This is a genomic window from Marinibium conchae (genome assembly GCF_015595035.1).
Classification (GTDB): domain Bacteria; phylum Pseudomonadota; class Gammaproteobacteria; order Enterobacterales; family Alteromonadaceae; genus Glaciecola.
Genome location: NZ_JADNRN010000001.1, coordinates 1,741,464 through 1,757,753, shown reverse-complemented (window position 1 = coordinate 1,757,753; position 16,290 = coordinate 1,741,464). Strand labels below are relative to the sequence as shown.

Here is a 16,290-nt window from a genome sequence, read left to right as displayed (position 1 = left end):
TATGCACCCATACTCACTTTACGACCTTAAAGCCATGCTGTGAAAAATACTATCGGCTTTGCTTAGATAAATGATATACCAAGTTTTATCGATCTTAAGAATTCAAGACCTAACTGTCATTCTCACTACAACGGCATTTATTTATTACAAGTAGCAACATATACTAGTGTTTTATTGCCTTCAAAATGTGGCCATGCTATGAAAACTATTAAGCTCTCATTCTTCACTGTTTTTTTGTCCTTTATTCTTATTGCTTGCGGCGGAGGTTCAGATGGCGACGACGATGAAAGTAGCCCAGTAGTAAGAGTTACGCTAAATGCCGCCAGTTTTGATGAAGGCACAGTTGTTAATGTTACGCCAACCGTGACGAATGAAGCCGAAGTAACCAGTTTTTCTTGGGCTCAAGATTCGGGCCCCAGTGTGAGCTTTGCCATTTCAAACAAAACACTTAGTTTTACAGCGCCTCTGGTTGACGAAGATACAAGCTTAAGCTTCACGCTGCGCACAAGCCTGCAAAACGGCTCCGTCCTGAGTAATCAGGTTGTGGTGACGATCAACAACTTGTTGCAAGCAACCGTTATATCGGCCTCCTACAATTCAGGCCTTCAATCTAGCTTTTTAGACCAAGCTACTATCGTTATGTTGGCTAATGGTAATGAATTCACAGCAAGTTCGGAGACAGACGGTATTTTTACCTTCGAGGCAGACTTACGGGCTTTACCTGCTAACACTGCTGTGCTGTTTGCGGTAAAAGAAGATGCGTCGAGTGAAGCGCAATTATTAAGTTTTGTTGGCACCAACGATGAAATCGTCGATAACTTAAATGCAGTGGCGTTCGAAGTGATTAACTATGAGGTAAATGCCTTCAGTGTTGCCGAAACAGCACTCACGTTAGGTGATAACTTCTCGCCATCATTTGCTGAAATTCGTGCAGCACGCTCTAATCTCAATATAAATGACGCTATTAATTTAGCCACGGGCGTACAGCGCTATTTCAATAATAGTGTCGATTTTACTATTGCAGATAACGCTACTCTATATGATGTTCTGGTAAGCTCAGCAAGTAGAAGTGACTTCAACGAACAGGCGCGAAGCATACTGGATGATTCCTTTAACGCTGCTCGCACAGCGTTACTTGCAGATTTATCGCAGAGCCAGATTACTGAAGCTAGACTGTATGGGGATCATTTCTTTATCGCTTTGGATGGATTATCTGGTTTGGGTAAACTCAGACTCGAAAGCGACAATACTGGCGTGATTACTTTCGCTGAAATTTCTTATTCAGGGTCATGGTTCACACAGGATGACGATATCATCTTCGATACCTTAAGCACTTATAGTCCAGCTACCGGAGAGTACGTCGAAAATGCCTTTGCCAATGATTTGGTATACACCATCGATTTGTTTAGCGCTTCGGCTTTTGTTGATTACACCAGAGTAACGTTGAGTCGTAAAAGCTCAAACGTTACTAACAGCGATGTGTATATAAAGAAAACCCCGTTGTCATTTACGCGCTCAGCCAATATTCCACGAGGCGAATACCTAATTACCTATTTCGACATTGATGCTAACCCGGTGATTAATGCAGGTAACATCGATCCGAGTGGCGACGGTCAATTTACTGAGGGTAGAGCAGCGACTGAGCTCGCGATACTAACAATTGATGACGCGGGTTATACACTCAGTGAGCCTGGCTTATTTACTGATAATGCCGAAGAACTGAGTTTTAGCGACAATACAGCGAGTGTTCAGGATGCTGATTTACTCAGTATAGATGCTCTGCACGGTCCATTTAGTTTAGGGTTTCACGATACTACCAATAGCCTAGCACTTGGCATCACTTATGAAGGCTTCACTCGCACCGTCATCAGGGATGGCAGTAGCAATGACGGGCAAAATACGCCGGTATATTTAGACAACATCTTGCCATCTGCAAACAGTGGTATCGCGATTAGAAAGGACAGTGAAAGCATTGATGCAAGCTTACGTGGCTTTTACGCCGCAGAAGTCTTTGCTGTACAAGGCAGTTTTGTGCTTACAACTAAGGTCTTTCAGTTTAACAGCGACGGAACCGCGGTGAGTGCTACTTGGCTCGACAGAAATGCTAACGGTGTTGTTGATGAAGGTGAGTGGTTAGGTGACGAATTTGGAAGTGTTACATGGAGCTACAGCGTTAACGGTAATCAAATAAAGCTAGTAGAGCGTCAATGTGACTTAGCTGCAAACAGCAGCCAAAGTACTTGTAATTCGTATATTTCGGAAACGTGGCGCTTATGGCAATCAAGCAGTGATGAAGGGCTAGACCGTATTAGCTATCTTCAAAACGCTAGGCTTATCCGCAAGAATGCAGATGCACAAACCTATTTCTCAGATGGTAGAAGCCGAGTAGGGACTTTACGAGAGCTGGCAACTGCCGAGTCATTTTAGTGCCAATTGAACTAAAATAATAAGTTAACTCAGTAGGTTAATATATTTCCTTGCGAGGAAAGTAACAGGAGACTTCTTGTCACTTTACAAGTTATTGCTGTCGGTAGAACAAAAAGGCGAGGTAAATTTCGATCGGTTAATCAAATTTTTACCTAAGGATCATGCCTGGAGTGATATCTTCAAAGTTAGTGCGCAGATAAGTCAAGGTCGCCATGCTGTCGAGATAATTGACTATGCACGTTTTGCAAAACTGAGAAATGATGCGATGCCTACTGATATTCGATCAGAGGCAGCGAGACGCGAAAATATGTCGAGCCACGACGTTGCATGTAATTCTGCATATATGCTTTGTTATCCCGTGACGTCCGAATTCGAATTAACGATAAAAAACAATAAAACGCCAACCGGTATCGCTCATCCGCCATATGAGAGAGCACTGTTGAACGTAGCGAGTGTTGCAGGAGTACCTCAAAAACCACTATTTACACCAGCGAGTTCAGCCATACTAATAGAAAACCAAGATTGTTTTTTCCGCTGGTCTGAGTTGGTCCAGCACTTTACGCTACCCATCCGCGAATGTGATATTTACTTTGCCGGTGGGAAAAGGATTTTGAATCCAAGCTTTGCGCCATTTCTATCTCGCTACGATGAGCTTTTCTGTTTGTTTGATTACGACTATGAAGGTCTGAAAATAGCCAAAGATCTTATCACCAAAGATTATGCGCGAACTTATTATGTGTCACCGACCTTACTTTCTGAAAAACGCCATTTATTCACTTTTGAGCCGAAATCCACCTCATCTTTGCTAGCAGCGGTGAGTTTATGTGAGGCGCTGGAGCAGGGTGAATTATTAGACACAATGCGTAAAGCCCGCGCTTTCATGGAACAAGAGGCTTTGCTTGATGGCCTTAAGCCGTCATAATACGGGCCAAACTTTCAAGGAGAATACATGAGCAATCTTTTTATCGGCGTTAAACGGATCATCGCCGTAGATTCAAGTGAATTTGCTTATGCAGAATTAGATGTTGACGCCCACAGCATGCTTGTTGCCGAGGGAAATGTTGGTAAGTCGAGTTTAATTAACGCAATACGCCTGTTTTTTCTGCCAGAATGCAGTATGGCAAAACAAGCAAAAAACTTCGGCTTCTCAGATAGCCATGGCGAGTTTTATCATTCTGAAGAGACCTTTAATCACTACTTTCCCAGTAAGTATTCTTTCTTGATCCTCGAATACGAGAAGCGTGTTTTCGACGGCCCGCATTGTTGCCAAATTATTTCTGCGTCGCAATCTGGTAGGCTTAGAATCGAACGCTTGTTTACGCAGTTGCCCTTTGCACAATTCCAGCATTTATTTTGGCAGCTAGGAGATGATCCTGATGGAATAGGCGAACGCGTTGATAAGCTCTCAAAGCAGGGTTTGTACGACTTTATTCAAAAGCATGATAGCACTTGTGTGCTTTCAAAAGAGACAAGCAAAACGGCAACTATTCTGTATGAAAGTGAGTTGCAATCAAGCCGATACACATTGTTCCCATTAAAAGAGCGTAGCACGCAAAGCGTGAATTCCTTACGAGCGCTGATCAAGCTTTTATTTGTTGCATCGGGTAAGAATAAAAAGCCGTTTACTGACGCTATTGCCAATATCATTGAAAGCAATAAGAAAAGCAGTCAAGACCAATTAGGTTTTGATGTTTCACAGTTTAAACAACAACACGAGAGCTTGAAGTTGCAAGAAGCTCAGCTCAATAAGATTATCAACCAAGAGACGCTTTATCACAAAGTACTTAAAGACCGCGATACTTTTGTAACTTACCTTGGCATGTTAGGGGATGTTAAGCCCGGTCTGTCTTGGCTGAAGGATGGTAAACAAAAGCTGCAAGCTGAGTTGAATGAGTTGTCAGATAAAAACGAAGTAGCTGACTTAGCCGCTAAGAAAGCATCTGCAGAACTGCGCGAACTAACTACCAAATTAGGTGTTGAAAAAGGCCTTCATAAAACAAAAGAGAAAGAAGCGAAGAGCCATCAGGCAATAGTAAACACAGTTGAGAGTGTTCGAAAGGAGTTTCCGGGCCAAGATATTGAGTTTATTGTTGAAGCACTAAATGAGGATCTTATCGAAGCGCAACGTATCGTGGACGTTGTTGAAGGAAGAGTTAAGCGTGATGAAGTTATAGCTGAGATTGAGATCAAGCAACAAGAACTTTGCCAACAGCGAGAGAAGCTGCGCTTTGCGATTGAAAAGTCTGAATATAGCCTGCATGAACAATTACCTAAAGAGCAGGTTGATTGGCTCTACAGCATTAATACAGCCTTACCCTCTGCAAATGTGGGGCGTGAGTTGAGCGACTCTGAAATACAGTCGTTTAAACGCTTTTATTCTCTATTTGAAAACAATGCCGCACACTTCAGTTTTTTTGATACTCAACTGGCCTACATCGCTTTTCGTGAGCCTAACTTGAGCCTGCAACTTGCAAAAGTCGAGCAAGAAATAGAGAGCGGCGACAAGCAAAAGAAACAAATATCAGGAAATGGCGAGCATCAATTACAACAGTCACATTCATTGGGCGAACTGAAAAAGCGTATTAACGTAAATGAGAAAGACCTCAATGCGCTCAAAAACTATGATTATGCCAAGCGCCGCTTACAAGATCTCGCTGTAGAGCTTGAAGATTCTGCGCTTGCCATTGAATCCTTGCAGCACTTGATTGAAGCCACTAGTAAAAAGCAAGAGAATGCTGGCCTTGTTCGCGAAAAAGCAAAGGCCGCTTATCATCAATGCCGGCAGAATATTGAAGAACATTCAGCACTGCTTAAGCAAGTAGAGGCTTTTGCTACTCGTCACCACAAGTGGTTGGCACTTGTACCCGAGGACACCTTCACCGGCTACATTAATGGCGACTCTCTCGCCTTGTTTGAAAGCAGTGCAACGAATCTTGAACGCCTTCAATACAGTTTGCTAACGCAACTCCGAAGCTTTATTGAAGAACAAGTTGTTGAGGACAAACACGGCGTGAAGGGCGATGCCCCTTTTTGGCAAGAAATAACAGCCTGCATCGACGATATTTCAGAAGTGTACGGCAACCTTGATACTCAGCGCTCATTGCTCGGTAGACAAATTGAAGAGCACAATCAAACCATTGGCACGAAGAAAGAAATTATTGTGCAAAACTACCGTTTGATTAAAGCTTTTGAAAAAGAAATTAATCATGCTTTCGAGGGCATCACCATTAACAATGTCGAGTCGGTTGAGTTTGAAGTTGGGATCAACAAACAGTTTACGTCGCTAGTGAATGAATTTGCTGAAACCAATTTATATAGCGACCAAATGCAGTCTGAGGATTTTTATCAGCGTTTAGTGGCTTTTGCTGAAAAGTTCTTCAATAAAGATGATAGCTTCACCTTAACAATGGATCGCGTTATTGAGTCCTTCGAACCGCGGGTTCAACTGCGCAACAAAAGCGGCAAGGAAGACAAAAAGCAAAGTAATTCAACCAATGCACTGATTAAGATCAAGCTTGTGCAGTTGTTGCTAAAACGGCTTATGGCCCATGAGTGTGAAACCTCTTTACCGATCGTACACGATGAAATCGCAAATATTGATATAGGGCAGTTTGATTGGTGGCTTAATGACCTAGCTAAAGCAGGCTTTAAACTGATGGCCGCAGGCACGCATTCAACAAGCCCTGAATTGCAAGCAAAGATAGGGCGTAGGCATGTTATGGATGCTCTTACAACGGCATTGCCTTACCACCCTGAACGCAATAGAGTGTATTGGAATGGTGCAGAAAGCTTTAGCACCATTGAGCTAGCTGAGCAGTCGGAGCTTTTATAAAATGCGCGCTGAGCAGCAAACTGAACAAAAGCAACTGGGCACCTTAGAAACACTGAGCGTTATTCTTGAACATCGCACGGTACTGTCGGATTGTATCAAAGAGATGGATAAAAACGCCGTCAATTACATCAGCGAACAAACCATATTTCAGCGTTTACGCGCCTACACTGAGCTTCTCAAACCTGATGTGCGAAAGCGGGTTAATATTGCTTACTCAACACGCAATCTAGCGCAAGCTCACATCGTGATGGATATAGACGCAAGCCAAGGTGAGCATCGCCTGTACTTTCAATCATCGGTGTTAGATGTGGTGCGTTTGTGCGACGTTTCACTGTACAAAAAGTTAACCGATGTTCAGCTCAAAACCCATCTTACTTTTTTGAATCAGGCTTTTGAGAGTCTGTCGTCAGGGGCTTTATCTTTTATTGACGACGATGACGACTTTACTGAGTTTGTCGACAATTTGTTTATGCATATCGGGCGTTTGTTAAGCGACATGCGTCAAAATGTAGTGAAGATGCAATCGATGGGAAAAGAGCTGGAAAAGCTCACATCACAAAGCGTCAAATCATCGCTTAGCTCAGAAGATTACGTAAATGCTAAACAGTCTTGGCTAGATCAAATCGTGAAGCTGTATGAGCGCCATATTCTGCCGGTACTCGCTTTCTTAAATCCGGATAGCACCTACGCAGAACTAGATGGTTTACACACTATCCTAACGAAGATCAGCATGCGCTTGCAAAGCCATCAGCAAGAAAAGCTGGCCAACAGCTGTCAGGCCTATGCATTGAGTTTTCTTAACTTCTATCAACCCATAGAATCAACGGCGAATGCGGTTAACCGCTTTATCCATAAGCAACGAGATAGCATTAAGCGTTTCAACGCCATTGAGTATTTTTACCAGTCAAAAATTCTACCAGAGCTCAAGAATACGCAAAGCGCCAATTTAAATAAGAAACTTTTGGCAGACAGCGCGATTGTACTGCCTGAGTTTTCAGCCAACATTAAAGCTTTTCAACGTCCTATTGGTTATGCTTTCAATAATTCGCCAGCCTATTTCCGAAATATGTTTAATGAACTTGAGGCCAGAACAAAAGATGCCTTGAATCTTGGTGACTTGAGTAAGGTGTTTTCACATGCCAGCGCTAGCGACGAAGCCGAGCAGCGGCTACTACGTTTTTATGCCTTACAAAAAGTATTGGAAAAGGTGAGCTTGCGCGAGACAACAGACCTTGGCGCCATGTTGCACGATAGGCTTAAAACAGAGTTCCCTGAATATCACCTCTACGATTTGATATCAGCAGTGAATGCCATGTCGAAAAAATCGAGCTTAGGTAGCAATGATTTTAGCTTGATCACCACCAATTATTTTGCGGAAGCCGAATTTGAACAACAACGATATCGTTACCGGAAGATCCGATGTAGCAAGCTGACGCTAAATGGAGTAGAAGAATGAACAACGATGATAAAAGTGTAACTGATGCTAAGCGTGAGGCTAGCGCGAGTGATTCTTCAAATAGCAGTTTGCAAGAAGCAAGGTCGGTGAGTCACGTTGAAGCAAGCTTAAGTGACTTTTCTAGCTTAAATCGTCAAATATCTACGCGTATTTACCAGCGTTTCACACAAGGTCGAATCATATCAAAACAACGCTATGACAAAATGTCGGCGAGCTTGAAAGATGACAAAGACTACACTTATTTGTTTCGCTATCTTAATGAATTCACACTGTTGTATAGCTTGATTGGTAAACAGCTTGAGCATAATGTTCGTGGTGAGTTCTTTTACATCAATAGCACTACCGACTCGGACGTGGATGAAGCAGATGAACATGCACTGAAAACACAATCCATATTGATGGTGCTAGCGCGTCATTTTGAAATGTCGGGCAGGAGTATTGATAATCTTGGCAATCACAGCTTGGGCTTTGGCGCAAAAGACATTGCTGAAATAGCAAGTAATGATGAATACAAGGCAATCTGCAGAGCTTTACGTTTCGCAAATTGGCAAAAAGCCGTTGATTACTTGGTAAATAGGGGCTTCGCCTTTGAAAGCGCCAACGAGCACTACTTTTTATCCAGTGCAGGCAAGGCTTTCTGTGAGCAGGTAGTAGAGGCCTACGATAATAAGTAAGCGCTGCTTTATTCGAATCTGACCTTGCATGTGCTAGCTTTGGCTAGTTTGTGTTTTTGATAAGGTATTAATCCTGCAAACCCACTAAATAAGCAGCGATTTTATCGAAACGAGGATCTTCTGGATTGGATTCCATTGTGCGCCCCAATATTTTACCCTGCGGAGAAATAAACAGGGTAGTGGGAGTGCCAAATACCTGAAATGCATCTTCTGCAATATCGTCACCTTCTACTAAAGTGAGAAAGTGAATGCCATTCTTGGTCAGAAAGTCTTGCGGCTTTGCACCATCTTGTTCATTAACGCTAATGCCTAAAACAACTAAGCCTTGTTCCTCGTATTTCGCACGGACTTTTTCCAAGCCTGGATGTAGTTTTTTGCAGTACGGGCACCATGTACCCCAAAAGGTAATTATTACTGGCTTACCCGCATAATCACTAAAGCTTATCTGCTTGCCATCTTGGGTAGACAAGGTCCATTGCGGGGCGTCGGGGTGCTCGATTTTTGGTGCAGTGCTTTCTTTGCTTTCTTGTGCATGCAGCGCACAAGAAATTAAGGCGAATACCAGTGTTAGTGTTTTAATCAGTCGCATAAATATAGCTTGCCCGTTATTGAAAGTATTAACTTGACTCAATAGACAGGCAATAGGCATTTATTCTTTCATAATGATATTAGAGCTTGCTCGCTTGAATTGCTAAGCCTTCGCAAACAGAGTTGAAGGCATCGCCCTCAATTAAGGGCAAATCTGGCAGCATTAGGTCTTTAAGTTGCTTCTTAACAATAGGCGATAAACTCATGCCACCGGTAATGAATAGCATTTCTGGTGGCTCCGCACTGTTTTCTAAACACTCAGCTACTAAGCGTTTAACTCGGTCCATCCAAGGTTTCATTGAACGCTCTAGCTCACTAATAGAAATGGTAACCTTGTAGTCTGGTTCGATATAGCCCAAAGGTAAGGTGATTTCTGTTTTCGATGACAACATTTCTTTCGCCAAACGAGATGAGTTTACCAAGCGTGCAGATAGTTTTTCTTCCTGCACCGTAAGCAGGCGACTAAGAGGCTCCTTATCTTTTACGATCGACATCGTTTGCGCAATATCCAATCCATAATCGTCTGAGAAGAAGCGACTTAGCTTTGGAATGTCGTCTACGGCGCACATGTCGGTAAAGTAGGTTGGTGGCACGGGCAATCCACTTTGCATTTTAAGTCCAGCTCCCATACTAGGTGCAATCGCCTTAATGATAAGATTTTTGTCGCATTCCATGCCACCTAATCGCGCCCCAGTAACAGAGAGTACATCTTGCTGACGCTGCAAATTACTGAGCTTTTCTGGAGACAACTTGATGCAACAAATATCGGTCGTGCCACCCCCTATATCAACAACCAACACACGTGTTTCTTTATTGAGTTTACGTTCGATTTTGTATGCCGCGGCGATAGGCTCTTCTAAGAAGTCAATCTTCTCAAAACCAGCTTTTATCGCAGCTTCACGCATAATGTCGATAGCTTGGGAGTTACCATCTTCGCCTCGCGTGCCATGAAATCGAACCGGGCGGCCAATCACCGCAGTGCTAACCTTGGTGTTCATCTGGCTTTCAGCGCTTTGTTTAAAAAAAGCTAACTGTTTGGCAATCATGCCGACAAAAGCTTGCTTTTGTCCGGCTACTAGATTGGCGCCCAAGAAGTTTTTGGGTGAGTATATAAGGCGGCCTTTCTCCGGTGTCTTTAAATAACGCCGAAAACCTTCTTCACCAAAAGCAAACTCACCACTTTCTACTAATTGAAGCAGCGTTAAATCATCCACCTTCATATGTTTAAGCAAGAGTTGTATCGCTCGCCTTTGTAGCGCTGGTTTATTGTGAAATTCAGAACGAAGGTCACTTATTTTATCGCTAAAGACTTGCTGTTCGCGTGGGTCTTGTGCTTCATAATACTGCTGTTTTGCTTTATCTATTTGATCGCTGATTGCCCGTTGAATTTGTTTTACTTTAGCTTCAATCACACTCGCCGGTGGGGTGGGCAGTTCATCTTTGTAATAGATGAAAACAGATGAACGTATTTTGTTTGACTCATCCAGCGTTGGGTCAAGCTTTATGTATTGGTGTTTGCTACCGTCGAAGAACACAACTTCAGAGTTAGAAGTGCCGTAATCAATGCCAATGGCTGCCATTGTAGTCCTTATTTGTCTTTTAACTTTTTACGATTTAGATATTGTTTACTCATCCACACAAAAATAGTTTTGTTTGGCGTAAAATAAAGGTGGCGAATATTAGCTTGCATTGCTCACACTTGCTAGCAACTTAATCATGCATTTGTTACCTTTATGCTCTGGCTAATTCATACAAGCTTGTAAGCTGAGTATTAGCAAGATTAAAGCGTTTCTCAACTCCCAACATTGATAAAAATAGAATAATTAGCAGTTGAACATAGTCTCGACTGTCAACGACAGGGAAAACTCAATGCAAATCAGAAAGTCATTTGGCGCAGCGTTAGCGTTGCTTGTTATGTTAGGTGTGCAGGGTTGTAGTTCAACTAACTACAGCAATACTGCACAAGGTAAGAAAAATAGCAATGCTACAGAGGTGTCAGACACGACGCTTAGCATGGAAAATATCTATCAAAATAACTACTTCAAAAGTGAGAGAAGCCCTTATTTTCGATGGCTTGATGACGGTAGTGGCTACACCATACTTGAGCCTCGAACATCAACACCTGAAGGCGCAAGCGGTGATGGAGCTGCAGGGCAGTCGGTACACGAAGACGCCAACGAGGGTAGCATTGAAGGCAATGATATTGTTTTTTACAAGGTTGACGGTACTGGCAGAAAGGTCTTAGTCACTTTTGAAGAGCTTATTCCCGAAGGAAACAGCGCACCGATCGCTATCGACGACTACATTTGGTCAAACGACGGCAAGTGGGCATTGATTTATACAAATTCTCGAAAGGTGTGGCGCTCGCGCAGTCGTGGTGATTATTTTCTGTTAAATCTTGAAGATAAGAGTTTACGACAGCTTGGCCCAGAGTCAGTTTTAGAGGCATGGGCGGCAAAAGCAGCGAATGACGATGCAGAGGATCAAGCTGACGAAGCTAGGCTGATGTTCGCTAAGTTCTCACCAGATTCGAGCAAAGTTGCCTATGTATTTCGCAACAACATTTACTACCAGAATATTAATGAAGCCACTTCGCAACAAAAAGCTGGCTTGAGCAAAAATGTGATAGCCCTTACTAAAGACGGTAACGACATTATCATCAATGGTAATTTTGATTGGGTATATGAAGAAGAACTTGCGATCCGCGATGGGTTTCGATGGTCACCCGACAGTCAAAAAATAGGCTATTGGCAGCTAGACACTTCGGGTGTGAAAGATTTCATCATGATTAACAATACCGACTCTTTGTATCCTACCTTAACCAAATTTCCTTACCCAAAAGCGGGCGAAATGAACTCCGCTGTGAGAGTAGGTGTGGTGCATCTGGATAATCAAAATACGCAATGGCTAGCGCTTGAGGGCGACAACCGTGACCGCTATATTCCACGTATCAATTGGGCAAACGGAAACGAGTTGCTTGTACAAGACGTGAATCGTCCGCAACAACTTAATCGTTTATGGCTGTTTAACCTCGAAAAAAATGAGTTCGAGCAAGTATATACAGACGGTGATGAGGCTTTTATTGGCTGGTATTACGAAGCAGAGTTTATTAATGGCGGGAACGACTTCCTTTGGCATAGTGAAAAAGACGGCTGGCGCCACCTTTATCGTGTGTCAAAAGATGGAAAAACGGAGATTGATCTTACACCTGGCGATTTTGATGTGATTTCCACCCTCGCATTTAATGAAGACAAAAATGTCGTTTACTTTATGGCCTCTCCCGAGAACCAAGGTCAACGCTATCTTTACAGAGCATCTTTGGATGGCAGTAGCAAACCTGAAAGGGTGACTCCGCGTGAGTTTGATGGCAACAACCGCTACACCATGTCGAAAGATACCTCAAACGCCATGCATTCACATAGCGATTTCACGACGCCAACGACGTCACGCACAATCAATGTGGCTGATCACAGCACCATCAAGGTTCTTACCGAAAACCTTGAATTGAAAGAGAAGTTAAGCAATGCCAATTTGCCAAACCATGAGTTTGTTCAGGTGAGCGCTCAAGACGGCACGGTGCTAGATGCTTATATTATGACGCCCAAAAATCTGGATAAAAACAAAAAGTACCCGACTATTTTTTATGTATACGGAGAGCCAGCAGGCTCTACTGTGCAAGATTCTTATGGCGGCGCAGGCTTCCTGCTAAGGTCCTTGCTAGTGCAAGAGGGTTTTATTGTGGTTTCGGTCGATAACCGGGGTACTCGCTCTCCAAAAGGGCGCGACTGGCGGAAGTCAATTTATAAGAAGATTGGTGGTATAACAGTGCAAGATCAAGCTGATGCGCTTGACGAGCTTGCCTCACGTTATGCTTTTATTGATACAGCGCGTATTGGCGTTTACGGTCACTCTGGTGGCGGAAGCTCTACCTTAAACATGCTATTTAAGCATGGCGACAAATTTCACGCAGGCGTGGCTATTGCACCTGTTCCCGACATTGCGTTGTACGACACCATCTATCAAGAACGTTATTCAGGCAACCCAAATACCGATCCTGAAAGCTATTTCAATACCTCATCGGTCAATTTTGTTGAGGGTTTCGTGGGTAAATTATTGCTTATTCATGGCACCGGTGATGACAACGTACACTACCAAGGCTCCGAGCGTTTGATCAATGAATTAGTAAAACACAATAAACCGTTTGAGTTTATGGCTTACCCGAATCGTGCTCACGGTATAAGAGCAGGGAAGAACACGCTAATCCATAGACAGTCTATGTTAGTTGAGTTCTTTAAGCGTCATCTTGAGGTCAATAAGTGATGTGTCCTTAGCGAGTCACTATTAACATACAAAAAAGGCTCACTTCATGAAATGGAAGTGTGCCTTTTTTATGGCTTGCGCGATGACGTATAATTAGGCCTGACTTGCCGCCAAGGCTTGTTCAATATCTGCGATGATGTCATCAATATGTTCTATACCGACCGATATTCTCACCATTTCTTCTGATACACCCACTGCAGCTAATTCTTCAGGATTGAGTTGTCTATGTGTGGTGCTCGCTGGGTGGCAGGCCAATGATTTAGCATCGCCAATATTCACCAAACGCAATATCAATTGCAGTGCATCGATGAATTTAGAACCCGCCTCAATCCCGCCTTTAATGCCAAAGCTGATAATGCCCGCAGCCTTACCACCGCATATGCGTTGGCAGGTTTCATAATATTCGCTCGACGGTAGAGCTGCGTAATTTACCCAACTTACCGCGTCGCTATTGAGTAGGTACTTCGCTACTTTTTCTGCGTTCTCACAGTGACGCTCCATGCGTAATGAAAGCGTCTCTAAGCCCTGCATAATTTGAAATGCACTGTTCGGCGCTAAGGCAGCGCCAGTATTGCGAAGAGGAACTACTCGGCACCGTCCGATGTAAGCGGCTTCCCCTAATGCTTCAGTATAGACAACGCCATGGTAGGAAGGGTCGGGTGTCGTCATCATCGGGAAGCGCTCAGCATTTGCAGCCCAATCAAATTTACCAGAGTCGACGATGATACCGCCTATGGTAGTGCCATGCCCGCCGATATATTTAGTGAGAGAGTGAATAACAATGTCGGCACCAAAATCAAACACACGACACAGCACAGGAGTGGCAACCGTATTATCAACAATAAGAGGTACACCAGCCGCATGAGCAATTTCTGCCCAACGCTGAATATCGACCACATTACCCGCGGGGTTACCAATAGACTCACAATAAAGCGCTTTGGTATTTTCATCAATAAGTGCGGCAATAGCGTCAAAATCGTCACCCTTGGCAAAACGAGTCTCTATGCCTTGACGCGGAAAAGTATGCGCAAACAAATTGTAAGTACCACCATACAATTGGCTCGAACTAACAATATTAGAGCCTACATCTGCAATGGCCTCAATAGCATAACGAATAGCAGCCATGCCAGAACCTACCGAAAGCGCTCCAATGCCACCTTCAAGCTCAGCAACTCGTTGCTCGAGAACCGCGTTAGTTGGATTCATGATGCGACTATAGATGTTCCCAGGAACAGCCAAGTTGAATAGATCTGCACCGTGCTGAGTATCGTCGAAAGTAAATGAGGTAGTTTGATAAATTGGCGTTGTTGCAGCCTTCGTTGTTGGGTCGCTTTTGTAGCCAGCGTGCAGTGCAATCGTTTCTGGTTTCATACTTGTTCCTTATTAGTTATCTTGCATTGCTCATAGTTTAATCACTTGTAAGCCAATATTTAAATGCTGAGGTTAGACCAAAATGCTATGTGATATAGAACTTAATTTGCAAACAAACCTTAGGTTGACTTGCCTCGTAAAACACGCGCCATATCAAATTGGCTACTTCTCTTCAATGTGGTGCTTACGTCAAGCTGGTAATTATTACACGCCGCTTTGACTGCTCCGGAGGCCAAGCTTTGCCTTCGCTGTGCTAGCGCATCTTAGAGTTTTTGCAGTGTTTCATCCAACAACGCGATAATCTTGTTAACCTTCGCTTTAGGGTTTGCTGCAACGCTGCGCACCCAAATCTGTTCATTAAGTTCGCAGGTCGAGAAGACGCCGCTGGGCAGTGACGACACGAAGCGCTTGCAAAGTTGATTTTGCTCAGTCGAGGTCATATTTGTTTTGGTAGGACGAAATAAGCTTACAGCGCTCACTGGTTGGGTAAATAATTCAAAACTCACTTCATCGCCAGTGCTGCATGTAATTGGGCTGTGATTTTTTATGTAGTTTGCTAAATGCTCTGCCATGTTCATATTGGATTCAATATGAGTACTCAAGCCTTTCTGACCCCATGCTAGCAGAGTTGCTAATAGCGAAACCGCGGCGGCAGATCGTGAACCCTGAACCCCTACGTTCGGCGTGCTTAAATAGCTTGAACCTTCGCTAATTGCTGGGTTTGCGCTGGCCGTGTCTTTAAAGAAAATCAGTGCGGAATCCTTGGGTTGATATAGCCATTTGTGGGCTGAAACAGCGACAGAGTCTGCGTGTTCAATTCCACTTAGTAAATGCTTATATTTTTTACTTAATAGCAAAGGACCAGCCCAAGCCGCATCAACGTGTAACCATTTTATGCTGTCAAATAGCGTGTTGTGTGCATCGACCTTGTTGTTGGGTAATGGATCGATCGCACCCGCGGAGGTAGTTCCAGCAGTTAAAACAAGGCAGGATTTAGCTAATATATCTGCATGGGGCAAATGCGCTAAATCCACTTCACCTTTTTCGTTGCATGCTAGTGCTATAAAATCTAAGCCTAGAATATTGGCAGCTTTCTTAATACTGATATGCGCAGCGTTTGATGCAATCACGCTTGATACGCCTTTCAAGTTTCTTGCTGCCCAAAGTGCGCTTAAGTTTGCAACTGTTGAACCGCTGCACATGTGTCCACCGTCCATACCAAAGAAGGGGGATAGCCAGTCAACTACATATTTCTCAGCCTCCTTCGCAAAAGGTGAAGTAGCTGGATGTAGCAGGTTCTGATTAAGGCGCGCATTCCAAGCTTGAGTTACCCAAGTTATCCATGGGGTTGGTGGGTCCATGTGCGCAAGTGCACAAGACTCATCTAAATAAGCAGCTTGCCCCAACACTAGGGGCGCTAGCAGTTCAAGGCTTTGTTCTTCTCCTAAGCCTTCTTCAGGCAAGTTATCGACTGTCAACTGCATGAGTGCCTGCACATCTGCACTCGAAGTGTTGCAAACAGGTCTATCTTTGAGTTTAGCGATAGCCGTTAACAGATAGTCGTTATATTCAAAACTAGTGCTTACAGGTGATGAATTATTGCCGTCAGATTTGCTCATGGA

The 16,290-nt window shown here is 43.6% G+C and carries 10 protein-coding genes; 6 read left to right on the top strand and 4 right to left on the bottom strand.

Annotation, left to right across the window (positions count from 1 at the left end; genetic code table 11):
- Positions 1–198 precede the first annotated feature (198 nt).
- The 5 genes from ISG33_RS07375 (at position 199) to ISG33_RS07355 (ending at position 8,389) form a co-directional block, all read left to right on the top strand.
- Entirely contained in the window at positions 199–2,427 is a 2,229-nt protein-coding gene (locus ISG33_RS07375; RefSeq protein WP_195732830.1) for a hypothetical protein, read from the top strand.
- 76 nt (positions 2,428–2,503) lie between these two features.
- On the top strand, positions 2,504–3,349 hold the full coding sequence (locus tag ISG33_RS07370) for a hypothetical protein (protein WP_195732829.1): 846 nt from the start codon (positions 2,504–2,506) through the stop codon (positions 3,347–3,349).
- 27 nt (positions 3,350–3,376) lie between these two features.
- Complete coding sequence (locus tag ISG33_RS07365) at positions 3,377–6,259, top strand: coiled-coil domain-containing protein (RefSeq protein WP_195732828.1); 2,883 nt, start codon at positions 3,377–3,379, stop codon at positions 6,257–6,259.
- A 1-nt stretch (position 6,260) separates the two neighbouring features.
- The gene (locus tag ISG33_RS07360) at positions 6,261–7,715 is read left to right on the top strand and encodes a hypothetical protein (RefSeq protein WP_195732827.1); all 1,455 of its coding nucleotides are present in this window, start codon (positions 6,261–6,263) and stop codon (positions 7,713–7,715) included.
- Positions 7,712–8,389, top strand: coding sequence for a condensin complex protein MksE (locus tag ISG33_RS07355; RefSeq protein WP_195732826.1), 678 nt, complete (start codon positions 7,712–7,714; stop codon positions 8,387–8,389). Before ISG33_RS07360 ends, ISG33_RS07355 begins: the two co-directional genes overlap by 4 nt.
- Before the next feature lie 67 nt (positions 8,390–8,456).
- Here ISG33_RS07355 and ISG33_RS07350 read toward each other — a convergent pair whose 3' ends face one another.
- Together ISG33_RS07350 and ISG33_RS07345 are read right to left on the bottom strand one after the other, a co-directional pair.
- Positions 8,457–9,038 carry a TlpA disulfide reductase family protein gene (locus tag ISG33_RS07350; RefSeq protein ID WP_229333482.1) on the bottom strand — a complete coding sequence of 194 codons (582 nt, stop codon included), beginning with the start codon at positions 9,036–9,038 and terminating at the stop codon, positions 8,457–8,459.
- A 19-nt stretch (positions 9,039–9,057) separates the two neighbouring features.
- Positions 9,058–10,557 (bottom strand): Hsp70 family protein, encoded by a 1,500-nt coding sequence (locus ISG33_RS07345; protein ID WP_195732825.1) that lies wholly within the window; start codon positions 10,555–10,557, stop codon positions 9,058–9,060.
- Positions 10,558–10,846: 289 nt separating this feature from the next.
- On the opposite strand from ISG33_RS07345, the gene ISG33_RS07340 reads away from it, so the two are divergent.
- Positions 10,847–13,297 (top strand): S9 family peptidase, encoded by a 2,451-nt coding sequence (locus ISG33_RS07340; RefSeq protein ID WP_195732824.1) that lies wholly within the window; start codon positions 10,847–10,849, stop codon positions 13,295–13,297.
- A gap of 93 nt (positions 13,298–13,390) precedes the next feature.
- On the opposite strand, the gene ISG33_RS07335 is transcribed toward ISG33_RS07340, so the two are convergent.
- Entirely contained in the window at positions 13,391–14,668 is a 1,278-nt protein-coding gene (locus ISG33_RS07335) for an O-acetylhomoserine aminocarboxypropyltransferase/cysteine synthase family protein (protein ID WP_195732823.1), read from the bottom strand.
- Between the two features lie 263 nt (positions 14,669–14,931).
- Positions 14,932–16,287: a pyridoxal phosphate-dependent decarboxylase family protein gene (locus tag ISG33_RS07330; RefSeq protein WP_195732822.1), complete on the bottom strand. Its 1,356-nt coding sequence runs from the start codon at positions 16,285–16,287 to the stop codon at positions 14,932–14,934.
- Between the last annotated feature and the right edge of the window lie 3 nt (positions 16,288–16,290).

Excerpts from the sequence above, each read along its gene's own strand:
- ISG33_RS07335 (WP_195732823.1), bottom strand. The coding sequence starts at position 14,668 with ATGAAACCAGAAACGATTGCACTGCACGCTGGCTACAAAAGCGACCCA.
- ISG33_RS07340 (WP_195732824.1), top strand. The coding sequence starts at position 10,847 with ATGCAAATCAGAAAGTCATTTGGCGCAGCGTTAGCGTTGCTTGTTATG.
- ISG33_RS07350 (WP_229333482.1), bottom strand. The coding sequence starts at position 9,038 with ATGCCTATTGCCTGTCTATTGAGTCAAGTTAATACTTTCAATAACGGG.
- ISG33_RS07355 (WP_195732826.1), top strand. The coding sequence starts at position 7,712 with ATGAACAACGATGATAAAAGTGTAACTGATGCTAAGCGTGAGGCTAGC.
- ISG33_RS07330 (WP_195732822.1), bottom strand. The coding sequence starts at position 16,287 with ATGAGCAAATCTGACGGCAATAATTCATCACCTGTAAGCACTAGTTTT.
- ISG33_RS07375 (WP_195732830.1), top strand. The coding sequence starts at position 199 with ATGAAAACTATTAAGCTCTCATTCTTCACTGTTTTTTTGTCCTTTATT.
- ISG33_RS07365 (WP_195732828.1), top strand. The coding sequence starts at position 3,377 with ATGAGCAATCTTTTTATCGGCGTTAAACGGATCATCGCCGTAGATTCA.
- ISG33_RS07345 (WP_195732825.1), bottom strand. The coding sequence starts at position 10,557 with ATGGCAGCCATTGGCATTGATTACGGCACTTCTAACTCTGAAGTTGTG.
- ISG33_RS07360 (WP_195732827.1), top strand. The coding sequence starts at position 6,261 with ATGCGCGCTGAGCAGCAAACTGAACAAAAGCAACTGGGCACCTTAGAA.